The organism is Nonomuraea sp. CA-143628 (assembly GCF_050942315.1).
Lineage (GTDB): Bacteria > Actinomycetota > Actinomycetes > Streptosporangiales > Streptosporangiaceae > Nonomuraea.
This window is the reverse complement of the sequence record NZ_CP192072.1, coordinates 10905678-10926591: the sequence shown is the minus strand read 5'-3', so window position 1 is coordinate 10926591 and position 20914 is coordinate 10905678. Positions and strand designations below refer to the sequence as shown.

The following is a 20914-nucleotide window of genomic DNA, read 5'->3' as shown; positions in this document are numbered from 1 at the left end:
GCTACCTTACGTGTTCGCCGGAGGCCGTTCGTTCTTTTCGCCCACGGCGATCGTAGGCAACCAGGGAGAGGGCGCCGAGCCCGCAGGCGGCCGCCAGCGCCACCATCACCGCCGGGTATCCGGCCAGTTGCGCGACGCCCGCCGCGAGCAGCGGGGCGACGGCCTTGGCCACGGTGATCGGCAGGGCCAGGGCCCCGCTCAGCGTCGCGTACGCGCTGGTGCCGTACCGCTCGGTGAGCAGTGCGGGACGGGCGATCGTCGCCACCCCGAACCCCAGCCCGAACAGGACCACCCCGCAGATCGCGCCCGCCACGCTCCGCCCGGTCAGAGGCAGCAGTAGCGCGGCGGCGCCCTGTAGCCCGAACACGGTCGCGGTGATCAGCGCCACCGGCCACCGCCCCTGCAGCCCCGTGGTCACCAGCCGCCCGGTCACCGACAGCACGCCGAGCAGGCCCGCCACGGTCGCCGCGAAGAGGGGCGAGTGGCCGAGCGCGATCAGGTACGTCACCAGCAGCACGCCCATGACCGACACGGCGCCCGTCTGCGTCAGGAACGCCGCCGCCAGCAGCCAGAACGGCCGCTCACGCAGCGCCGCCCCGACGACATCCCGGTCTACGACCTTGGAAGAAGGACGGCTCCGCACCGCCAGGAAATGCAGGGGTACGGCCGTGAAGGCATATCCGATGGCCAGGATGACCAGGGCCTGCCGCCAGCCGTACCGATCGACGAGGAAGCCGGTCAAGGGCAGGAAGATGCTGGAGGCGAAGCCGGCCACGACGGTCACGGCGAGCAGGGCCCGCGAGCGTCGCGCCGCGTCGAACCAGGCGACGATCACCGCGAACGCGGCCTCGTACAGCACCATTCCGGAGGCGACGCCGAGCACCACGCAGACCAGGTAGAGCTGGGGCAGAGTGTGCACCTGCGACCAGGCGAGCACGGCCAGCGCGCCGAGTGCCGAGCCCGCCGTCATCAGGCCCCGCCCGCCGCGCCGGTCGAGCCAGCGGCCGATGGGCGGCGCCACGAGCGCCGACACGAGTACGGCCAGCGTTATCGCGCCGGTGAGTTCGGCGACCCCCGCGTGCATATCGCGCGCCATCGGGGTGATGAAGACCGAGAAAGCGTAGTAAAGGATGCCGTACCCGGCGGTCTGGGTGATCGCCAGCGCACCGACCAAGCGAGCAGACGAGGCGATCACGAATGGTTTCGTTCCCGTTCATCAAGCTATGGACACTGTGACATGAATCGCACCTATGTCGTCACAGGTGGCGGCCGGGGCATCGGCCGGGCCGTGGTGGAACGGCTCCTCAAGGACGAGATCAAGGATGACGAGGCCACCGTGGTGGCCGTCGAACGCGATTCCGCCGCGCTGGACTGGGCGGGCCCCCGGGTGATCCCGGTCGTCGGCGACGCGGCGGACGAGACGGTCACCGAGCGGGCCGCCGACCTCGCCCAGGGCGCGGGCAGGCTGTCCGGGTGGGTGAACAACGCCGCCGTCTTCAGGGACGCCTCCGTGCACACCGCCACGACCGCGGAGATCCGCGCCCTGATCGCCGTCAACCTGGACCTCGCCGTCGTCGGCTGCGCCACCGCCGTGCGGCGCTTCCTCCGGTCCGGTACGGCCGGAGCCATCGTCAACATCACCTCCCACCAGGCGCGCAGGGCGGTGCCCGGCAGCTTGCCGTACTCGACCGCGAAGGCCGCCATCGAGGGCCTGACCAGGGCGTTAGCCGTCGAGTACGGCAGGCGCGGCATCCGGGTCAACGCGGTGGCGCCCGGTTCGGTGGCGACGGAGAGGTACGCCGAGTTCCTGGCCGCGCAGCCGCCCGAGGTGGCGGCGGGAATCGAGGCGGAGATGGCCAGGTTGCACCCCCTCGGCAGGGTCGCGGGGGCGGACGAGGTGGCCGACGCGGTGGCGTACCTCCTCTCGGACGGCGCCGCCTTCGTCACGGGCGCGACCCTCCCGGTGGACGGCGGCCGCGCGGCACTCGGACTCGATCCAGAATCGAGGGAATGAAAACCATTGTCGTACGGTTGCAGGGACCATGAGAAAGAACCTGCACCCCTCGTACCAGCCCGTCGTCTTCCGCGACCCGAGCGTCGGGTTCGCCTTCCTCACCCGCTCGACCCTGACGAGTGACAGGACCGTGGAGTGGGAGGACGGCCACACCTACCCGGTCGTCGACGTCGACGTCTCCTCGGCGAGCCACCCCTTCTACACCGGGCGCGGACGGGTCCTCGACACCGCCGGTCGCGTCGAGCGCTTCAAGCAGCGCTACGGCAAGGTCTGATCGCTACTTCCGCCGGTGGAAGCCCGCATGTGCCGGTTACTAGTGGGTACATGGCTTTCACCGGCGTGGAGTGATGGTGGTCAGAATGAGTCTATCTGGAAGGGAACGCCGCATCCTCGGGGAAATCGAGCAGGCACTTGAGCTGGAAGACCCCGACATGGCGCGGCGGGTAGCCGCAATCAACAAGATCGAGACAGGGTCGGACGCGGGAGCGTACCGCGAGCGCATGCAGTCGTGGGCCGGGGCGCACATCTGGCTGATCGCGCTGCTCGGGGTGATCGCCGTACTTTTGCTCGTGCTAGCTGTCATCACCGCCTGAGCGAACACACCTTTGAGCTCAGGCCAGGCACCTCAGGGCCGAGGCGATCCGCGGGTCTGGACCGTGGTCGGCCGGCAGGCGCCCCACCGTGGCCTCGACGAACTCCGTCGGCGACAGCGTCGCGCTCAACCCGTCCGTGCGTACCACGACCTGCTCTTCGGCCGTCTGCTCCACCTGGACATCCGCCTCCTGCTCAGACAGGGCGAACCGGCCCACCGCCACCCGCCAGCGCGTCCGGCCCTCGGCCTCCACATCTGTCACCGGCGCGCCGACGTCGTCGGCGTGCGTGGCGTACTCGGAGTCGTAGTGGAAGGCCTGCAACCCCACCGGGTACGGGCCGGCCATCGTGTCGAGCGAGGCGTCCCGGCCGAGCTCGCGCATGCGGCGCCGGGTGTCGGCGTTCTCGCTCCGCCATTCGGCCAGCACCTGTTCGACGGGCATGTCCCGGCGCTGTCGTACGCTCCACTCGTTGAAGTCGTGGAAGCCGTTGACGCCCTCCCTGGCCAGGCGGGCCAGCAGGTCCTGCACGTTGCCGTCGAGGCAGGCGTGGTTGTACAGCTCCTCACCCGCCAGGTGACCCAGGACATCGCGGACGGACCATCCCTCGCAGCGCGACGGCCGCGCCCATCCGGCCTCGTCGAGACCGGCGAAGAAGCGGTCGAGTCTGGCCGCCTCCGCGTCGAAGATGTCGAACGGATCGAACTCTTTCAACAGATCATCAGCCATACCTCGAAGCTACCCGTCGGCTGTCCTCTCTCACGAAAGGCGCGGCGCGGAACGGTCAAGCTCCGGACAAGACGGAAGCCCGGCCCCCATACGGGGACCGGGCTTCCGCTCAGATGTGACCAGCCGAGCTACCGCTCGGCGGAGTCAGCTTGTTCAGCGGTACCAGCGCGGGACGACCCGCACGTAGTCCGTGTCGCTCGTGGCGCCCTCGAGCTCGTCGTCGCCCGCGTACACGGCCTTGAACAGGCCGCTCTTGTAGGCGCGCGTCCGGGCCTCGAACTTGCCGTTCCAGCCGGTACGGTCGGAGGCGACCCACTTCCAGCCGCTGGAGCCGTTGGCCTTGTAGAAGATGCTGACCCGCTCACCGCGGACGCCCTTCCAGCGGTCGTCGTCGTTGACCTGGAGACGACCGGAGAACCAGATGGTCCTGCCCTTGCGGACCTTCGACGGGTCGGCGCTGAAGCGCGAGATGCGCGTCTCCGCCTTGCCCTTCTCGATCTCGACGGCGAAGAACGCGGTGTCGGTGTCGACGACCTTGCCGTCCTTGCCGAACGCCTGGGCGGTGGCCTTCCACTTGCCGTCCTGGTCGTTCTCGTTGAACGGGACGGAGAAGCGCCAGCTCTCGACCTTGTTGACGTCCTTGGCCCGCAGGGTGCGGGCGACCGGGTTGACCGGCTCCACACTGAGCTGGACCTTCTCGACGTCCGAGCTGGCGTCGACCTTGAAGAAGGCCTCCGTCTCGCTACCGGCCTTGACCACGACCGGGTTCGGCGAAATGTCCCTGATGTCGACGCTCGGAGCCTTCGTCGTAGCCGACGCTGCCCCGGCGCCCGAGATCAGAAGTGTCCCGCCCACAAGGGCAGAGACGAGTCCTACAGCGATGTTCTTCATGAGGGTGCTGATTCCTCTCGTTCCCCGTTTCGCTGAGGCCGGCTCGGGATAGCCAACCTCGTCTACTACTTTGAGGCACAAGATGGGGAAAAGGTTGGCTAAAGTTACAGAAAATTTTTGATCACGCTCTTGACCAGGACCGTTACCAAAAAATACGATTTGTGATCCCGTGACCGACTACAGTCTGCCGCATGACCGACGTCTACACGCTCGGCGAGGCGCTGGGGGTCGTGTCCAGTGGCCGGGTGCGTCATGAGACCGAAGCCCGGTTGGACGTCACCGGCCCGGAGTTCAACCTCGCCATCGCCCTGTCCCGGCTTGGACATAAGTCCGCCTATCTGGGCAAAGTCGGCAACGACGAACTGGGCGCCAGGGTCCTCAGCGTGCTGAGGGGCGAGGGCGTCGACGCGGCGGACGTCAGGGTCATCGAGGGCGCGCACACCGGGCTGCTGCTCCGGGAGGCGCGCGTGGGCCGCGAACAGCGCCTCACGCACTACCGCACCGGATCGGCCGGTACGAGCCTGAAGCCCGGCAACGTGCCCATCGACCGGATCGGCGCGGCGAAGATGCTGCACATCACCGGCCTGACGGCAGGGCTCGGCAGGGACACCCTGGAGGCGGTCCGCACGGCCGTGAACGCGGCCAAGACCGCCGAGGTGGCCATCTCCTTCGCCGTCGACTACGTACCGGAGCTCTGGCCGTCGGTGCGCGAGGCCGAGGAGGTGCTGGGCGAGCTGGCCTGTGCCTCCCACCTGCTCTTCCTCGGCCAGGATGAGCTCGACCTGGTCAAGCCCGCACTCACGCCGGAGCGCGAGGTCGTGGTGAACCGCGGCCTGAAGGGCGCGAGCGTACGGGCGGACCGCATGCGCTACGACGCGCCCGGCCTGCAGGTGCCGATCGTGGACACCGCGGGCGCGGCCGACGCCTTCGTGGCCGGCTACATCAGCGCGGCCCTGGACGGCCTGACCCCGCCGGAGCGCCTGCACCGCGGGACGCTACTGAGCGCCGCCGCGGTAACCAGCGCCAGCGACTGGCAGGGCCTCCCCATCAGGGCCGACATCTAGCACGGCGCCCGGGTATCCCTCCCGAGGGACCCCAGCCACCACGCGACCGTCACACGGATCGAGACGGTCGCGTGGCGGACCCCCGGGTTGTCAGGGGTTGACCGTGATCGTGAAGGTAGACGTAGTGTTCTTGATGTTCTGCGCGTTGCCACCGAACCGCAGATTGTTGAACGTCACAGCCCCCACAGCCGGCCCCTGCCCCGGCTCAGGCAGCTCGTTGGCCCAGACCCCGAAGCCGGACTTGGCGTCGAAGGCGTCACCACTCTTCTGCGCCCCGCTGATCGACACGTTCGTGAAGATCGTGTCCTTGACCGGGTTCTGCGGCTGGTTGCCCACGTAGTTCGTCTGGAACATGATCCCGTGGTAGGTCGGATCGACGATGTCCAGGTTGCTGACCCTGATCCCCTGGAACACCTTGGAAGCGGAGAACACCCACATAGCCGGGAAGGTCTGCTGCCCCCAGAAGTGCCCGCCGGCCCTGACCAGCGAGATGTTCTCGAAGCTCGTGGGCGGGCTGGCCCCGAACCCGAGCATCGGGATGCCGAAGTCCAGCGAGCTGATCGTGACGCCCGAGTAGACCAGCGTGTCGGCGACGTAGATGTTCCGGAACGTGTTGGCGTACCCGCCATAGACCGCCACACCGGCGGCCCGCCAGGTGAGCAGCGAGGTCAGGTTCTCGAAGACGTTGTCCCGCTGCTCGCCGTTGTTGATGTCGATGGCGGAGAACAGCGCGAAGCTGTCGTCGCCGGTCGAGCGGGCCTCGATGTTCGTGACCAGGTTGCCGGTGCTGCCGTTGGTCATGTTGACGCCGTCCGCGAACGTGTCGCGGATGCGCGAGTTCTTGATCGTCATGTTGTCGGTGTTGGTGCCCCAGAGCAGGCACATCTGGTGTTCCACCCAGATGTTGTCGATCACCATGTTCGCCACATTGGCCAGGTCGAAGACCTTGCCGGGGCCGTCGTTGCGCGAGGTGTAGTTGCCGAAGGAGGCGAAGTTCGCGAACGTCGACCCGTTGGCCGTGGCGTCCGCGCGGAAGCCGGTGTCGGTGTTCTCCTGGCCCGCCGGTGAGACGAACCTGGTGAACCACGGCCCGGCCCCGACGACCTTGACCGCCTTGCCGTACACCTGGAACTTGCTGGCCGTCTGATAGTCGCCCGCGGGCAGGTAGACGCCGACGAGCGTGCTGTCCTGGCGCGCCTTGTCGAGCGCGTTCTGCACGTCCTGGTGGGTGAATCCGGCCGGTACGGCATAGTGCGCCGGGTCCGGGTTCGGGATCTGCGTCACCTGCTCCAGGTCGACGAAGTCGATCGTGTACGTCGAGCCGTTGGCCGCGTCCTTCTGCAGCTTGATCTTGTGTCCCGCCTGGACCGTGGTGCCGAGCAGCAGGTTGGCCTCGTCGTAGATGTGCCTCGGCGCCCCGGAGCCGGGGGAGTTGCCGGGGCCCGCCTCGGGCCCGTAGAGCCAGGCGTAGCGGGAGGTCAGGTCGATCGTCTTGAGGAAGGTGCCGTCGACGTAGACGTTCAGCGTCGAACCGATCCCGCCGCCGCCCGCCGCGTCCGGGATGGAGAACCTGGTGACGAGTGTGTTCGTGGCCGCCCTGGTGGTGAACTCGACGTAGGAGCCGTTCGTCCCCAGCGTCACCGCCCGGCGTCCGGATGCCTCGCCGGCCAGATCGCCGATGGCCCTGTTCGGGCCGATCCGTGTGGCGCCGCCGCCGATGGCCGCGTCCTCGGCCTCATAGGTGTCGTACGGCATGTGCGCGCCCCGCCCGACGAACAGCTGCTGCGTGCTGGTGTTGTTGGCCCGCTTGACCGGCAGCTCGTTGGCGTCGTCGGCCAGCACCACCTTGACCGTGTACTTGCCGTTGGCCGCGGTCCAGGTGCCGAGCCCGGCCGGTCCGGCGGTGGCGCCCGGTGCGATCGCGCCGCTGGTGGCGCCGGTCAGCGTCTTGACGACCGTGCCGGACTCGTCGGCGACGGTCAGCGTGATGCCGTGGGAGCCGCCGCTGGAGGCGATGGTGCCCTGGTTCTTGATCCCCACCGAGAACGTCACGGTGTCGCCCTGGCCGGGATTGCCCGGCGTCCAGGCGACCGGTGCCGCGATCAGGTCGGCGGTGTCGACGGGCTTCACGGTCAGCGAGGCGGTGGCCGTGTTGTTGCCCTCGTTCAGCTCGACGACCTTGCCGTCCTCGTCGACCTTGGCGCTCACCTGGTAGGTGCCCGCGTCCCGCGTGCCGATGGCGCTCGACACGGTGGCCGAGGCTCCGGCGGCCAGGGCGCCCACATTCGCGGTGCCCGCCTTGACGCTGCCCAGGTAGAAGTTGACCGAGGTCGCGGCGGAGGGGGCGGTGCCGGAGTTCTTCACGGTGGCCGACAACGTGACCGCGTCGGTCTCGACCGGAGAGGCCGGCGACGAGGTCAGCCCGCTGACGGTGAGGTCGGGGTTGGCCGACGGGGTGCCGAAGACCTGGAACTCGGCGACCTGCCCGCCGGGTGCCCCCGAGTTCGCGGTGATCTTGAGCTGCACGTCCGCGACCTTGGCCGTCACCGGGATCGTCACGGAGTTCCCGGTGGCCGGGTCGAAGGTGTAGACGGCCTGCGCCACCAGGCTCGACAGGCCGGTGGCGCCCTGCTCGCGGCCGAGCACCTGGATGGTCTGCGTACGCCTGGCCCAGGCGGGGTCGGGGTTGAGCTTGAGCACGATGGAGGTGAGGTCGGCGTTCGCGCCGAGCTGCACGGTCAGCGTGCCGGGGTAGGCGGCGCCTTCCCAGTACGTCTGGACGTTGCCGTCGTTGGCGTTGGCCGCCACGTAGGTGTGGGTGTGCGACGACTCGGTGATCGGCTTGCCGCTTGCCAGGTTCGTCCCGTCACCGGGATCCTGGCCGCCCGCCTCGCCGTACACCTCGAACTCGGAGAGCTGACCGGCGGGCCAGGCGCTGTTCGCGGTGATCTGAAGGCGGACGTAGCGCGTGCCGGAGGCACTGACGGGGATCGTCGCCGTGGGGTTGAAGGTGTAGGTGGCCGCGTCCTTGATGGTGTTGAAGCTGGTCCCGTTCGCGCTGCCCAGCACGGTGAGCGTCTGCGTACGGCTCGGCCAGCCGCTCGGGAGCTTGAGCGTCAGCTGGTTCACGGTGGCGGCCGAGCCGAGGTCCACCTGTACCCACTGCGGGAAGGCGTTGTTGGCCGACTCCCAGTAGGTCGCCTGGTTGCCGTCGGTGACGTTGGGGGCGGGATAGACGTCGGTGAAGCTGCTCGCGGTGGCGGTCTTGCCGGCGGAGAGGTTGGTGTCGGCCGCCCACGCGGGGGCGGCCAGGACTCCGATGACTAACGCAAGGGCGGCTAGGACAGCTCTCATGGGGGATGGCCCTTCGAGGAAGACGATGGCCGAACCATAAGATGTCCAGCAGATAGCAGCAATATTTCGACGAGATTTCGCAAAGAATTGACTGACAAGTGCCGCCTCCTGCCCGCCGGGACGGCTGGTCAGAGCGTTGGGCGCGCTCAATATCGGCGGCGACCGGCCGCAAGCAGCAGACGTCGGATCCACGTAAGCGGTTGCAAGCATTTGCGTGATCGGCCTTATAGTTTGCGCATGACACGACGACTCGCAGAGGTGGCCAAGAAGGTCGGGGTGAGCGAGGCGACCGTGAGCCGCGTGCTCAACGGCAAGCCCGGGGTGTCCGAGGCGACCCGCGAGGCCGTGCTGACCGCGCTCGACGTCCTCGGCTACGAGCGCCCCACCCAGCTGCGCGGCGACCGGGCCCGGCTGGTCGGCCTGGTGCTGCCCGAGCTGCAGAACCCCATCTTCCCCGCGTTCGCCGAGGTGGTCGGCGGCGCGCTGGCCCAGCAGGGCTTCACCTCGGTGCTCTGCACCAGGACGGTCGGCGGCGTCTCCGAGGCCGACTACGTCGATCTGCTGCTCCAGCAGCAGGTCAGCGGCGTGGTCTTCGCCGGGGGCCACTACGCGCAGGCCGACGCCTCGCACGCCCACTACGCGCTGCTGCACGAGCGCAAGCTGCCCACGGTCCTGGTCAACGCGGCCGTCGCCCACCTCGACTTCCCCCAGGTGTCGTGCGACGACACCGTGGCCGCCGAGATGGCCCTGGCCCACCTGCGGGCGCTCGGTCACGAGCGCGTCGGCATGGTGCTCGGGCCGAAGGACCACATGCCGTCGCGGCGCAAGCTGGAGTCGTTCCTCGCGGGCGGGGGCGATCCCGAGCTGGTCGAGCACACGATGTTCTCGCTGGAGGGCGGGCACGCGGCGGCCGCGCGGCTGGTCAAGCGGGGGGTGAGCGGCGTCATCTGCGCCAGCGACCCGCTCGCGCTCGGCACGGTCCGGGCCGCCCGGCGCGCGGGGCTGGCCGTGCCGGCCGACGTGTCGGTCATCGGCTTCGACGACTCGGCGCTGATGAACTGCACCGACCCGCCCCTGACCACGGTCCGCCAGCCGATCGACGCGATGGGCCGGGCCGCCGTGGACCTGCTGGTCGCCCAGATCGACAAGGCCGTGGTCCCGGCCGACGAGCTGCTGTTCGAGCCGGAGCTGGTCGTACGGGCATCCACCGCTCGCAAGGCTTAATCCAGTCGTTATCTTGCAATCGGCAGTCGGAATATTGCGGAGATCGGTCGGCGAACCTATGGTGTGGGCACCTCGCATTAGAAGGGTCAGCCCATGCAGAAATCCACAGGACTGTTAGTCGTCACCGTTCTCGGCCTGTCCGCCACGGCCTGTGGTTCGGGCGAGCCCGCCAAGTCGACGGCGGGCGGAGCCGCCCCGATGTCGATCACGGTGGCCTGCCAGCCGGCGAAGTCCGCGCCCAAGGAGCGGCAGGCCTGGGACGACGACGTGGCCACGTTCATGAAGGCGCACCCCGGCGTGACGGTGAAGAGCACGGACCAGCAGCCGTGTTACGACCCCAAGACGTTCGGGCCCAAGCTGGCGGGTGGCCAGATGGAGACCGTCTTCGTGGTGCCCGTGACGAACTACAACGACGTGATCGGCCAGGGCCAGGCGCTGGACATCACCCCGTACACCAGCGAGATCAAGAACTGGAACGACCTGCGCCCCGACGTCAGGCAGCTGGTCACCAAGGACGCCAAGGTGTACGGCGTACCGAATGTGCACTACGGCGTGGGCCTGGTCTACAACCGCGCGCTGTTCACCAAGGCCGGGCTCGACCCGAACACCCCGCCCAAGACGTGGGCCGAGGTCCGCGAGGCGGCCAAGAAGATCGCCGGACTCGGCGCCGGATATGTCGGCTACGGCGAATACTCCGGCGGCAACACCGGCGGCTGGCACTTCACCCAGGCCATCTACGGCCGCGGCGGCAGCATGGTGACCGACGACGGCAAGAAGGCCGCGTTCAACTCGCCCGAGGGCAAGGCCGTCCTGCAGAACCTGCACGACATGCGCTGGGTCGACAACAGCATGGGCAACAAGCTCCTGGTCGGCTGGGAGTCGCTGATGATGGCGATGGGCAGCGGCAAGGTCGGCATGATGCTCGGCGCGCCCGACGTGGTCACCGACGTCGTCAACAAGTTCAAGGGCAGCGTCGCCGACTACGGCATCACCGGCTTCCCTGAGGCCAAGGCGTCGCTGAGCGGCGGCGAGGCGTACATGATCAACCCGAAGGCCACCCCCGCCGAGGCCAAGGCCGGACTGGAGTGGGTCGACTTCCGCTTCAACACCGCGGGCAAGGGCCGGTTCGACTTCGCCCGCGGCAAGACGCTCGGCAACCCGGTCGGCGTGCCCGACAACGACGTCTACGGCGACTCGGCCACCGGCAAGGCGATCAAGCAGGACCGCACGGCGAACGCCACGCTGCCGGTCGCGAACTACCAGCCGTACGTGGACGCCGCCGCCACCATCCCGCCGAAGGCCGAGCCGGTGCACGCCCAGGAGCTGTACGCCATCCTCGACGTGGCCATGTCGGGTGTGCTGAGCCGCCAGGACGCCAACATCGACAGCCTGCTCTCCGACGCCGAGACCAAGGCCAACTCGATGCTGGCGACCAAGGGCTGACCTGAATGCGTGTCCTCAGGCGCAATCTGACGGCCTACGGGTTCCTGTGCGCGGCGCTGGCGTGCTTCGCGGTGTTCGCCTGGTATCCGATGATCAGGGAGTTCGTCCTCAGCTTCCAGAAGACCACCCTGGTCAACCCGCCCACCTGGGTGGGGCTGGACAACTTCCTGACCGTCGTCCAGAACCCGGCGTTCGGCAAGGCGTGGCTGAACACCGTGGAGTTCACGGCACTCGCCCTGCTCTGCGGCTACGCCGTGCCGTTCGTCATGGCGCTGGTGCTCAACGAGTTGCGCCACGCCCGGGCCTACCTGCGGTTCGTGGTCTACCTGCCGGTCATGCTGCCGCCGATCGTCGCGGTGCTGCTGTTCAGGTGGTTCTTCGATCCCGGACCCGGGCTGTTCAACCAGCTGCTCGACTTCTTCCACCTGCCGGCGCTGGCCTGGCTCGACTCCTCATCGACCGCGCTGATCTCCCTGGTCATCGTCGCGACCTGGATGAACATGGGCAGCGCGACCCTGATCTATCTGGCCGCGCTGCAGAACATCCCGCCCGAGCTGTACGAGGCGGCCGAGCTCGACGGGGCCGGCATCTTCAAGCGGATCAGGCACGTCACCATCCCGCAGACCCGGCTGATCCTGCTGCTCATGCTGATGCTGCAGGTCGTGGCCACCATGCAGGTGTTCATCGAGCCGTACATGCTCACCGGCGGCGGCCCGGAGGACGCCACGATGACCGTCGCCTTCCAGATGTACCAGTTCGCGTTCACGCTCCAGGACTACGGCGCCGGTGGCGCGCTCGGCATGATGCTGATGATCGTGCTGCTCGCCTTCGCGGCCTTCCAGCTCCGGCTGACCAGGGAGGACAAAGCATGATCTCCGTCGGTGCCCGGGCTGCCACCGGGCGAAGGCGGGAGAAGAGAGCACCCAAACGGATCGAGGTGCAGTTTCGTACGATCGTCTCTCCGCACCAGCTCAACAGCAGGTGGGGCAGGCGTATCTACTGGACCGTCCTGATCGCGGTCGTCACCGGCTCCACCCTGGTCTTCGTCTTCCCGCTCTACTGGATGATCACCGGCGCCATGAAGACGGGCGAGGAGATCGCCCAGATGCCGCCGACCCTGTTCCCCGCCCATCCCACGTTCGACGCCTTCATCGAGGCGTGGGACCTGTTCGACATCGGCGTACTCCTGAAGAACACCGCGTTCTACGCGCTGGGCGCCTGGCTGTTCTCCATGGCCGTGGACGTCGCGGCGGCGTACGCGCTGTCGAAGCTGCGGCCGATGTTCGGGAACGTGGTGCTGGGCGCGATGCTGGCCACGCTGATGATCCCGCCGATGGTGGTGATCATCCCGCTGTACGTCACGATCGTCGACCTGCACCTGCTGAACAACGCCTGGGGCCTGTGGTTCCCCGCGGCGGCCAACGGCTTCAACATCTTCCTGCTCAAGCGCTTCTTCGACTCCATACCACGGGAGCTGGTCGAGGCGGCCCAGATCGACGGCGCCGGACCGCTGCGGGTCCTGTGGTCGGTGATCCTGCCGATCTCCAGGCCGATCCTCGGCGTGGTCTCCATCTTCACGATCGTCACCGCCTTCAAGGACTTCCTGCTCCCGCTGCTGGTCATGACCGACAGCGAGAACATGACGGTCAGCGTCGGCCTGTCGCAGACCGCCGGCGCGGTGAGCCAGAACCAGATCATGGGCGGCCTGGTCATTTCCAGCATCCCGATGATCATCGTTTTCTTCATCTTCCAACGGCACATCATGGCGGGCCTCACCGCCGGGAGCATTAAGGGATAGCGCATGTCGCAAACGTGGTGGCGGGGGGCCGCGATCTACCAGGTCTACCTGCGCAGCTTCGCCGACGGCAACGGTGACGGCATCGGCGACCTCGCCGGGCTGCGCTCGCGCCTGCCGTACCTGAAGGATCTCGGCATCGACGCCATCTGGCTGAACCCGTGGTACCCGTCGCCGATGGCCGACGGCGGCTACGACGTGGCCGACTACCGGGGCATCGAGCCGGTGTTCGGCACGCTGGCCGAGGCGGAGGCGTTCATCGAGGAGGCGCACGAGCTCGACATCAAGGTCATCATCGACGTGGTGCCGAACCACAGCTCCACGGCGAGCGCCTGGTTCCAGGAGGCGCTGACCGACCGTGGGGCCAGGGACCGGTTCTGGTTCCGCGACGAGCCGAACGACTGGCAGTCGATCTTCGGCGGACCCGCCTGGACGCAGGTCGCCGACGGGCAGTGGTACCTGCACCTCTTCGCCCCCGAGCAGCCGGACTTCAACTGGGACAATCCGGCGGTCCACCGCGAGTTCGAGGACGTGCTGCGCTTCTGGTTCGAGCGCGGCGTCGACGGATTCCGGGTCGACTCGGCGGCTCTGTTGTTCAAGTCGGACACCTCGTACGAGGATCTCGACGAGGTGCACGAGGTCTACCGGCGCTGGCGCGAGGTCGCCGACGAGTACGGCGACCGCGTGCTGATCGGCGAGGTGTGGCTGCCCGACCAGGAACGCTTCACCCGCTACCTGCGCCCCGACGAGCTGCACACCGCCTTCAACTTCGACTTCCTGTCCTGCCCGTGGGAGCCCGCCGAGCTGCGCCGGGTCATCGACCTCACACTGACCACGCACGCGCCGGTCGGCGCCCCGCCGACCTGGGTCCTGTCCAACCACGACGTCACCCGCCCGGTGACCAGGTACGGCCGGGCGGACACGACGTTCGCGCACGGCGGGCGCCTGCACGGCGTGCCCTCCGACCCGGAGCTCGGCCACCGCCGGGCCAGGGCGGCGGCCCTGCTGGCCATGGCGCTGCCCGGCAGCGTGTACGTCTACCAGGGCGAGGAGCTCGGCCTGCCGGAGGTCGAGGATCTGCCCGACGACCAGCGCCAGGACCCCATGTACCACCGCTCGGGCGGCACCAACCGGGGCAGGGACGGCTGCCGGGTGCCGCTCCCGTGGGCGGGTGACGAGCCGCCGTTCGGCTTCGGTGGTCTTGATACCTGGCTGCCGCAGCCCGAGAGCTGGCGCAAGGTCACGGCCGAGGCCCAGTCGGCCGACCTCGGCTCGATGCTCAACCTCTACCGCACCGCGCTCGCCCACCGCCGCGACCTCCTCGGCGACGGCACGCTCAAGTGGCTCACGATGGGGCCGGACGTGCTGGCCTTCACCCGGGAGTCCGGCCTGACCTGCGTGTCCAACCTCGGCACGGCTCCCGTACCGCTGCCACCGGGCCGGGTGCTGCTGACCAGCGGACCCCTGGAGGATGGCGCCCTGCCGTCCGACACGACCGTCTGGCTGACCTCGCTGGCGTGAAGCCGTCTGGCTACCATCGCTGGCGTGAAGCGCCTGCCGTCCAAACCACCGGCCCACCTCGACACCGACGCCCTGGCCCTCTACGAGAAGATCATCGAGGGCCCACGCGGCACCTCGATGCTCGACGACGCGGGCGGACTGATCGGCCCGTTCAACGCGATGCTGCTCAGCCCGCCGGTGGGCGACGCGCTTCAGGAGCTCGGCGCGGCGATCCGCTACCGATCCGTGCTGAGCGCCCGCGCCAGGGAGATCGCGATCCTGGTCGTGGCCGGCCACTGTGACAGCGCCTTCGAGCAGCGCGTACACGAGGAGATCGGGCGCGGCCTCGGCCTGACCGACGACGAACTCGCGGCACTGCGCACCGGCGCGCCGCTGGACCTGCCGGATCCGGAGGAGGCCGCGGTGCTCGGCGTCACCAGGGCGCTGGTGGCACGGGCCGACCTCGACGACGCGGAGTACGCGCGGTTGGGGGAGCGCGTGGTGTTCGAGCTGACCACGCTGGTTGGCTACTACACCACGCTGGCACTCCAACTGCGTGTCTTCCGTGTCTAGGCCGTTGAGCCGTCCCCGCCGTATGTTGAGATCAACGAAAGGGACAACATGCATCGAACGGCCACAACCTGCCTGACACTCGCTTTCGCCGCCCTCACTGCCATCCCCATCGCCGCTGCTCCGGCTTCGGCCGCGACTGCGGCCGCGAAGCCGCCGAACGTACGCGCGTGCTTCGACGGAAAGTGCAAGATCACGATCACCAAGGCGGTGAGATTCCGCATCTCCAGCCGGTACGGCTTCACCCGGCTGTCCATCGCGCGAGTCGGTTCCGGCATGGTGAAGGTGCGGGGCACGGGGCCCGGCGTCTCTTCGACCGTGGTGCTCGGCTCGGGCGGCAGGGGGACGATCAACAACCTGTCCGTGAGGGTGTCGTCGGTTACCCAGAAGTCGGCGACCATCCGCCTCGCCCCACGCTGACCCGCGGTCGTCTCTCACGTCCGCGGGCTGATCACCTCTTGATCTGCTCGGCGATCTTCTCGTCGATGCAGTCGGCAAGATGTAGCTCGTAGACCTGTACAAGCTCGCCGTTTTCCTCGTACGTGCTGGGGCCGTCGCCGAAGCGGCGCCGCAGGCCAGCTCGCGGACCGCTGCCACGCTCGCCGGGCCGTCGTCCCAGTGGTGGCGGATGTCGTCGAGCAGGGTCTCCACGTCACCACCGTCCAGCACCCAGGAGGGGCGGCCGACGCGTCGCGGTACGAGCCCGGCATGGCCGGACCAGTGGAGAACGTGCACCTGGCCGCCGCGCCCGCCGATCAACCAGCACCGCCCGTCCGGCGTACCGGCCACACGGGTCAGCTCCCGGGGGCCGGAGGGTGTGGGGGGCGTGAAGCGGCCGACGGGCCCACGGCCGTGCAGCCGCCAGAGCCCGGCGGTCCCATCCTGGGAAACCGACATCACCAGGTCCGTGCCGGTGGCGAGCGCCAACGCCCGGACGCGGCCGCCATGCGCTTGAACGCGCCCAAGGCAGTGCCCCGAGCGGGCATCCCACCACGACAGCGAACCGTCCCGCCCGCCGAGCACCACCAGCGGCCGGTCCGGATGCGCCGAGATCGCCGTCGGCCGGGCGGGCGGGGCGAACGAGGTCACGGCCGCCCCGGTCTCCGCGTCGAGAACGACCACCCGGCCGCGCCGTGGGGACACCACGAGCCGCCACCGGTCGCAACAGCGCGTCAGCCGCTGATCCGCCGCATCGCCTCCGCCGAAGGCCCAGACGAGCCCGGCGTCGCCATGAGTCTCCCCGGAAGGCCGTCGCCAGGCCTCGATCCGGCCCTCGTCACCGCTCACGACGATCAGACCGGAGCCGCTGCGCCCCAATGCCAGCGGGGAGTCCGACTGGATGCGGCCGTTGAGGGGGCCGAAGAAGCCCAGCCAGCGAAGGTCTCCGCACTGCCTGAGCACCGCCTCCCGGTCCGAGGATGTGAGGCGCCGCCCGCCGTCCCAAGGGAGTTGCCGCCATTCCAGGACCTCGGCCGTCACCGTCCACAGCGAGGCCGATCCGCCCGTGGTCAGTAACTGGGGCCGCTTGGCGTCGCCGATGAACGCGGCGCTCTCCACAGGTCCGTCGTGCAGCCCTCCCACATACGCGGTCAGCAGGCCATGGCGCAGATCCCACAGCCGGATCTCGCCGGAGCGCGCGCCGGTCGCCCCGACCTGGCCATCCGGGGAGACCGCGACCGCGGTGACGGCGTCGCCGTGCTCCTCCGACACTCCGATATAAAGATCATCTTCGTTGGGCATCCCCAACGGATAGCACGTTTCCGGTGTTCGAGCCGACCACGCTGGTCGGCTGCGACACCACGCTGGCACTCCAGCTGCGTGTCTTCCGCGTCCAGGCGTTCTTCGCGTCACTACCCTTGGTAGCTGATCAGTCACATCAGGTCACTTGATCTCACGGAGACCACCGAAAGGGACACCATGCATCGGATGGCCACAACCTGCCTGGCGCTCGCCGCCGCCGTCATCGTCTCCGGCGCGCCCGTCGCCGCGGCTTCGGCCGCGACCGCGGCTTCGGCGGGGAAGACGCGCGACGTCAGCGAGTGCTTCGACGGGAAGTGCAAGATCACCATCACCAAGCCGGTGAGCTTCCCCGTCTCCAGCACCCTTGGCTTCACCACGCTGTCGATCACGCGCATCGGCTACACCGTAGAGGTCAAGGGCACGGGGCCCGGCGTCAATTCGTCCACGCAGCTGAGCGTGGGTGGCAACGGCTCGGTCGGCGCGCTGACCGTACGAGTGCTGTCGATCACCCACAACTCGGCGACCGTCCGCCTCGCACCCGCACCCCACTGACCGTCCGCGCCCGGCCATCGTCCGGGCGCGGCCTGGCCGCGACTGGAATTACTGGAACCCTTCGGCCGGACGGCGTCGGGCATCCCACGTACGACCGGCCCCGGCGCATGCTCGCCGCCCTAGGCGCCCAGCGCGGCCAAGGTTTCCCGCAGCCAGCCGATCTCGGTCCTGCTGGTCGCGGTAGCGATCGTGAACAGCCCCTTGCGGAACGGGTCGTCGAAGTCGGCGGCCCGCAGGGGCCGGTCGCCGTCCCAGAAGAAGCTGGCCGGTTCGGTGAGGAAGGCCAGTCTGCGTCGCAGCACACCCGCCTGGAGCGCGGGCTCGTCGAGGTGGCGCAGGAACGCCAGCATCGTGAACCAGCGGTTCTCGTCGGTGATGAACGGCTCAGCCGGTTCGGCGAGCCGCCGCCGCAACTCGGCGCGCCCGGCGTCGGTGAGGGTGAGCACGTGCCTGGGCGCGGCCTGGGCGCCGGGCCGCAGGTCGCGTTCGAGCAGGCCGTCGTGCTCCAGGCGTTTGATCGCTGGGTAGAGGGTGCCGTCGGCGATGGGCCGGACATGGCCGGTCAGGGCGGCGACGCGTTTGCGCAGCTCGTACCCATGGAGCGGCTCGTCGTAGAGGAACCCCAGGATCGACAGCTCAATCATCCCGCTATGCTACATCGACGTCTTAGTATATCGATGACTAGGTATATCGAAAGAGAGAGTCATGAGAGAGGCGCAGGTGCTGCCGGACGGGAGCCGCATCCGCTGGGCCGAGGTGGCCGGGCGGGAGCCGGTCCGGGTTTACGTGCACGGGCTGGGCGCGGCAGCGGCGCCGTACTTCCTGGAAGTCGCCAGCCGGCCGGAGCTGGCCGGGCACCGGAGCCTGTTCGTGGACCTGCTGGGGTTCGGGACCAGCGATCGACCCGCCACGTTCGGCTACACCATGGAGGAGCACGCGGACGCGCTCGCGACCGCGTTGCGGACGGCGGACGTGCGCGCGGCGCAGGTGGTCGCGCACAGCATGGGCGGGACGATCGCGGTGCGCCTGGCCGAGCGTCATCCGAAACTGGTGGCCGAGCTGGTGCTGGTGGACTCCAATCTGGACCCGATCGAACCCGCGCTACGGCCGGGCAGCTCGGGCATCGCCACCTACACCGAGGAAGACTTCGTACGGCACGGCTGGGACGAGACGCTGGCGCGGGTCGGGCCAGGGTGGGCGGCCACAATGAGGCTTGCCGGACGGGAGGCGCTGCACCGGAGCGCGGTCCACCTCACGCGTGCGAACGCGCGGGAACGGCTGCGGAGTCTGCCGATCCCACGCGCCTACCTCTACCCGGAGGCCGACGGTGAGCCCATCCGGGCGGCCGAGCTGGTGGCTTCCGGGGTACGGCTGATCGCCGTCCCAGACGCCGGCCACAACATCATGATCGACAACGTGGAGGGGTTCGCCAGGGAGGTGGGCGGCTTTCTCGCGAGATCGTGAGCAGGTCGACCGGCCCGCTCGCACAGGGCGAGTGCGGCAGGCACGGTCGCCAGCGCCTGGAACGATCCCGGTAGGCACCAAATTTCGGGCAGGTCTGGGGAGTTCTCCCGAGCGGATCGGGGTCCTTCCATGAGGCTCGGCACCGGAGACCGCAGGGGCGTCGGGGGACGTTCACACGCCGCGGTCCTCAGGTCATTTCCGGAATGCCCGGAAGGGGATTGCACGTGCCTAAACCTCGCCCACGCCAGACCGCGGGGGCCATCGCCCTGACGCTGGCCGCCTCCGGCAGCGCGGTGGTGATCCAGCCACTGGCCCCGGCCGTAGCCGCAAGGGTGAACGCCACCTGTGTCAACACGGCCGCGGACGCCAGGACCATCCAGGCCGCCATCGACGCCTCCAAGGAGGGCGACGAGGTCGTGCTCAAGGGCCCGTGCCTGATCAACCGGACCATCACCCTGCGCGGCCGCCGGACGTACCGGGGCGACGCCAAGGCCGGAACGGTGATCAAGCAGGCAGATGGCGCGAACCTGCCCGCCATGCTGGCCTCGGAGTCCTGGGTCACCGATCAGGCGTACAGCTCCGACCCCGTACGCATCGAGCGCCTGACACTGGACGGCAACCGCGACCACAACACCGGCACGGTGGGCCTGATGCTGCGCTCGTGGGACAGCCGGATCTATGACGTGGACATCCTCGGCACACCCAGCGACGGCATCCGCGTCAGCAACCCCTCCAAGAACGGCACCAAACTCCGCAACACCATGGTCAACAGTGTGATCAGCGACGTCTACATCGAGCGGGCGGGCGGCTCCGGCCTCAAGGTGGTCGACCCCGGCAACGCGGTGACCGACTGGACGTTCCAGCGCTCGTGGATCGGCTTCAGCGGCGAGAGCGGCGTCGAGGCGGAGAACTCGGCCGGGTGGACGTTCAGCGACCTGCACTTGTACGCGACACCGAAGAACGCCATCGACGCCCACCGCTGCTTCGGCACCTCCATCCGCGACAACTACATCGAGGACTTCGGCACGAAGGCCGCTGCCAGGCAGACCTACTACGGCGTCCGCTGCGACCTCCAGGGCGAAGCCGCCACCACGATCTCCAACAATCGGATCCACAAGTTCGGCAACATGGCCCAGTCGAGGACGGCACAGCAGGACGCCCGCTTCGTCTTCCTCGCCCTCGACGATGTGAACTACGGCAGAGGACACGCCGCCGTGACGGGCAACACCATCCTCGGCCACGGCACCAGACAGGAGACCGGCCTGCTGTTCAGGAGGGGCAGGGGCGCGCTGTCCGTCGCGTCGACCGGCAACCTGGTGGACAACGTCGGCGTCCCGCGCTCGATCGGCCCCGGCGTACGACTCACCAGCGGATACTGACGCCGGAGCGGCCGCATGGCGTCAACGTGAGGTTGACGCCATCTCAACGTCAACCTATGGTTGACGCATGACGTGTGCCAGTCGTTTACATTTCGGAAGAACGCCCTGGCCGGGCCCCGCATGAGAAACACGCGCCCGGCCCTCGCCGCAGCCCTCCACCTCACCCTCGTCACCCTGATCCTGATCACCATGGTGATCGGAGCGCTGTGACGAAGCGAACGCGGCCGTCCTCGCCTGGGGGAGGTCAGGCGGCCGGCGCGCGTACGGTCGCGAGGGCGACCACCAGCGCCAGGACCAGGACGTCGACGGAGATCATCGTGACCGGGTCGGAGACCCGCACTCTGCTGACGATCGCGCCGACCATGAGCACGATCAGGCCGATGGACGCCGCCAGGCCGAGGGCCGGCAGCGAGAGCCCGACGAGGAGGCCGACGCCGCCCGCCGCTTCACAGACGCCGACTACGCGCCACAGCTCCGGCTTGACGCCCAGATGGTCGCGGATGGCCAGCGACTGCGGAACGCTCAACATCTTCATCCCGCCCGTCACGATGAACAGCAAGCCGAGCAGTAGCGACAGGACGATGGTCGCGGTGAGCATCGGAGTT

General features: G+C 68.7%; 20 protein-coding genes and 1 pseudogene. 14 read left to right on the top strand and 7 right to left on the bottom strand.

Annotated features, from left to right (window positions below; all coding sequences use genetic code 11):
* Position 1: 1 nt before the first annotated feature.
* Positions 2-1195, bottom strand: a complete 1194-nt coding sequence (locus tag ACQP2T_RS49580) for an MFS transporter (RefSeq protein ID WP_433511761.1) — start codon at positions 1193-1195, stop codon at positions 2-4.
* Between the two features lie 42 nt (positions 1196-1237).
* Here ACQP2T_RS49580 and ACQP2T_RS49575 point away from each other — a divergent pair, with 42 nt between their 5' ends.
* The 3 genes from ACQP2T_RS49575 to ACQP2T_RS49565 all read left to right on the top strand — a co-directional run bounded on the left by ACQP2T_RS49575 (position 1238) and on the right by ACQP2T_RS49565 (position 2607).
* Positions 1238-2014, top strand: a complete 777-nt coding sequence (locus tag ACQP2T_RS49575; protein ID WP_433511760.1) for an SDR family NAD(P)-dependent oxidoreductase — start codon at positions 1238-1240, stop codon at positions 2012-2014.
* Positions 2015-2042: 28 nt separating this feature from the next.
* On the top strand, positions 2043-2288 hold the full coding sequence (locus tag ACQP2T_RS49570; RefSeq protein WP_219526926.1) for a type B 50S ribosomal protein L31: 246 nt from the start codon (positions 2043-2045) through the stop codon (positions 2286-2288).
* A gap of 85 nt (positions 2289-2373) precedes the next feature.
* Entirely contained in the window at positions 2374-2607 is a 234-nt protein-coding gene (locus ACQP2T_RS49565; protein WP_225290235.1) for a DUF3040 domain-containing protein, read from the top strand.
* Positions 2608-2625: 18 nt separating this feature from the next.
* Here ACQP2T_RS49565 and ACQP2T_RS49560 read toward each other — a convergent pair whose 3' ends face one another.
* Complete coding sequence (locus ACQP2T_RS49560; protein ID WP_433511759.1) at positions 2626-3333, bottom strand: maleylpyruvate isomerase family mycothiol-dependent enzyme; 708 nt, start codon at positions 3331-3333, stop codon at positions 2626-2628.
* Between the two features lie 153 nt (positions 3334-3486).
* Entirely contained in the window at positions 3487-4224 is a 738-nt protein-coding gene (locus ACQP2T_RS49555; RefSeq protein WP_433511758.1) for a hypothetical protein, read from the bottom strand.
* A 191-nt stretch (positions 4225-4415) separates the two neighbouring features.
* Here ACQP2T_RS49555 and ACQP2T_RS49550 point away from each other — a divergent pair, with 191 nt between their 5' ends.
* Positions 4416-5288: a sugar kinase gene (locus tag ACQP2T_RS49550; RefSeq protein WP_433511757.1), complete on the top strand. Its 873-nt coding sequence runs from the start codon at positions 4416-4418 to the stop codon at positions 5286-5288.
* A gap of 90 nt (positions 5289-5378) precedes the next feature.
* On the opposite strand, the gene ACQP2T_RS49545 is transcribed toward ACQP2T_RS49550, so the two are convergent.
* Positions 5379-8642: a discoidin domain-containing protein gene (locus ACQP2T_RS49545; RefSeq protein WP_433511756.1), complete on the bottom strand. Its 3264-nt coding sequence runs from the start codon at positions 8640-8642 to the stop codon at positions 5379-5381.
* Positions 8643-8879: 237 nt separating this feature from the next.
* Between ACQP2T_RS49545 and ACQP2T_RS49540 the strand changes: the two genes are divergently transcribed.
* The 7 genes from ACQP2T_RS49540 to ACQP2T_RS49510 all read left to right on the top strand — a co-directional run bounded on the left by ACQP2T_RS49540 (position 8880) and on the right by ACQP2T_RS49510 (position 15594).
* On the top strand, positions 8880-9866 hold the full coding sequence (locus ACQP2T_RS49540; protein WP_433511755.1) for a LacI family DNA-binding transcriptional regulator: 987 nt from the start codon (positions 8880-8882) through the stop codon (positions 9864-9866).
* Positions 9867-9959: 93 nt separating this feature from the next.
* Positions 9960-11309 carry an ABC transporter substrate-binding protein gene (locus tag ACQP2T_RS49535; RefSeq protein WP_433511754.1) on the top strand — a complete coding sequence of 450 codons (1350 nt, stop codon included), beginning with the start codon at positions 9960-9962 and terminating at the stop codon, positions 11307-11309.
* 5 nt (positions 11310-11314) lie between these two features.
* Positions 11315-12181 (top strand): carbohydrate ABC transporter permease, encoded by an 867-nt coding sequence (locus ACQP2T_RS49530; RefSeq protein ID WP_358177871.1) that lies wholly within the window; start codon positions 11315-11317, stop codon positions 12179-12181.
* Positions 12178-13107: a carbohydrate ABC transporter permease gene (locus ACQP2T_RS49525; RefSeq protein ID WP_433511753.1), complete on the top strand. Its 930-nt coding sequence runs from the start codon at positions 12178-12180 to the stop codon at positions 13105-13107. The genes ACQP2T_RS49530 and ACQP2T_RS49525 overlap by 4 nt, the downstream gene beginning before the upstream one ends.
* 3 nt (positions 13108-13110) lie before the next feature.
* Entirely contained in the window at positions 13111-14625 is a 1515-nt protein-coding gene (locus tag ACQP2T_RS49520; RefSeq protein ID WP_433511752.1) for a glycoside hydrolase family 13 protein, read from the top strand.
* Between the two features lie 24 nt (positions 14626-14649).
* Positions 14650-15177, top strand: a complete 528-nt coding sequence (locus ACQP2T_RS49515) for a carboxymuconolactone decarboxylase family protein (RefSeq protein WP_433511751.1) — start codon at positions 14650-14652, stop codon at positions 15175-15177.
* 48 nt (positions 15178-15225) lie between these two features.
* Complete coding sequence (locus ACQP2T_RS49510) at positions 15226-15594, top strand: hypothetical protein (protein ID WP_433511750.1); 369 nt, start codon at positions 15226-15228, stop codon at positions 15592-15594.
* 1233 nt (positions 15595-16827) lie between these two features.
* On the opposite strand, the pseudogene ACQP2T_RS49505 reads toward ACQP2T_RS49510, so the two are convergent.
* Positions 16828-16914 (bottom strand): annotated as a pseudogene (locus tag ACQP2T_RS49505) (hypothetical protein); the annotation flags it as partial.
* Between the two features lie 186 nt (positions 16915-17100).
* Here ACQP2T_RS49505 and ACQP2T_RS49500 point away from each other — a divergent pair.
* Positions 17101-17466 (top strand): hypothetical protein, encoded by a 366-nt coding sequence (locus ACQP2T_RS49500; protein ID WP_433511749.1) that lies wholly within the window; start codon positions 17101-17103, stop codon positions 17464-17466.
* Positions 17467-17585: 119 nt separating this feature from the next.
* On the opposite strand, the gene ACQP2T_RS49495 is transcribed toward ACQP2T_RS49500, so the two are convergent.
* Positions 17586-18110, bottom strand: coding sequence for a PadR family transcriptional regulator (locus ACQP2T_RS49495; RefSeq protein ID WP_433511748.1), 525 nt, complete (start codon positions 18108-18110; stop codon positions 17586-17588).
* A gap of 61 nt (positions 18111-18171) precedes the next feature.
* Between ACQP2T_RS49495 and ACQP2T_RS49490 the strand changes: the two genes are divergently transcribed.
* Complete coding sequence (locus tag ACQP2T_RS49490) at positions 18172-18930, top strand: alpha/beta fold hydrolase (RefSeq protein ID WP_433511747.1); 759 nt, start codon at positions 18172-18174, stop codon at positions 18928-18930.
* Positions 18931-19154: 224 nt separating this feature from the next.
* Positions 19155-20309 (top strand): hypothetical protein, encoded by a 1155-nt coding sequence (locus ACQP2T_RS49485; RefSeq protein ID WP_433511746.1) that lies wholly within the window; start codon positions 19155-19157, stop codon positions 20307-20309.
* A gap of 244 nt (positions 20310-20553) precedes the next feature.
* Here ACQP2T_RS49485 and ACQP2T_RS49480 read toward each other — a convergent pair whose 3' ends face one another.
* Positions 20554-20907, bottom strand: coding sequence for a DoxX family protein (locus ACQP2T_RS49480; RefSeq protein ID WP_433511745.1), 354 nt, complete (start codon positions 20905-20907; stop codon positions 20554-20556).
* Positions 20908-20914 lie beyond the last annotated feature (7 nt).

Excerpts from the sequence above, each read along its gene's own strand:
- ACQP2T_RS49575 (WP_433511760.1), top strand. The coding sequence starts at position 1,238 with ATGAATCGCACCTATGTCGTCACAGGTGGCGGCCGGGGCATCGGCCGG.
- ACQP2T_RS49570 (WP_219526926.1), top strand. The coding sequence starts at position 2,043 with ATGAGAAAGAACCTGCACCCCTCGTACCAGCCCGTCGTCTTCCGCGAC.
- ACQP2T_RS49565 (WP_225290235.1), top strand. The coding sequence starts at position 2,374 with ATGAGTCTATCTGGAAGGGAACGCCGCATCCTCGGGGAAATCGAGCAG.
- ACQP2T_RS49560 (WP_433511759.1), bottom strand. The coding sequence starts at position 3,333 with ATGGCTGATGATCTGTTGAAAGAGTTCGATCCGTTCGACATCTTCGAC.
- ACQP2T_RS49555 (WP_433511758.1), bottom strand. The coding sequence starts at position 4,224 with ATGAAGAACATCGCTGTAGGACTCGTCTCTGCCCTTGTGGGCGGGACA.
- ACQP2T_RS49550 (WP_433511757.1), top strand. The coding sequence starts at position 4,416 with ATGACCGACGTCTACACGCTCGGCGAGGCGCTGGGGGTCGTGTCCAGT.
- ACQP2T_RS49545 (WP_433511756.1), bottom strand. The coding sequence starts at position 8,642 with ATGAGAGCTGTCCTAGCCGCCCTTGCGTTAGTCATCGGAGTCCTGGCC.
- ACQP2T_RS49540 (WP_433511755.1), top strand. The coding sequence starts at position 8,880 with ATGACACGACGACTCGCAGAGGTGGCCAAGAAGGTCGGGGTGAGCGAG.
- ACQP2T_RS49535 (WP_433511754.1), top strand. The coding sequence starts at position 9,960 with ATGCAGAAATCCACAGGACTGTTAGTCGTCACCGTTCTCGGCCTGTCC.
- ACQP2T_RS49530 (WP_358177871.1), top strand. The coding sequence starts at position 11,315 with ATGCGTGTCCTCAGGCGCAATCTGACGGCCTACGGGTTCCTGTGCGCG.
- ACQP2T_RS49525 (WP_433511753.1), top strand. The coding sequence starts at position 12,178 with ATGATCTCCGTCGGTGCCCGGGCTGCCACCGGGCGAAGGCGGGAGAAG.
- ACQP2T_RS49520 (WP_433511752.1), top strand. The coding sequence starts at position 13,111 with ATGTCGCAAACGTGGTGGCGGGGGGCCGCGATCTACCAGGTCTACCTG.
- ACQP2T_RS49510 (WP_433511750.1), top strand. The coding sequence starts at position 15,226 with ATGCATCGAACGGCCACAACCTGCCTGACACTCGCTTTCGCCGCCCTC.
- ACQP2T_RS49500 (WP_433511749.1), top strand. The coding sequence starts at position 17,101 with ATGGCCACAACCTGCCTGGCGCTCGCCGCCGCCGTCATCGTCTCCGGC.
- ACQP2T_RS49495 (WP_433511748.1), bottom strand. The coding sequence starts at position 18,110 with ATGATTGAGCTGTCGATCCTGGGGTTCCTCTACGACGAGCCGCTCCAT.
- ACQP2T_RS49490 (WP_433511747.1), top strand. The coding sequence starts at position 18,172 with ATGAGAGAGGCGCAGGTGCTGCCGGACGGGAGCCGCATCCGCTGGGCC.
- ACQP2T_RS49480 (WP_433511745.1), bottom strand. The coding sequence starts at position 20,907 with ATGCTCACCGCGACCATCGTCCTGTCGCTACTGCTCGGCTTGCTGTTC.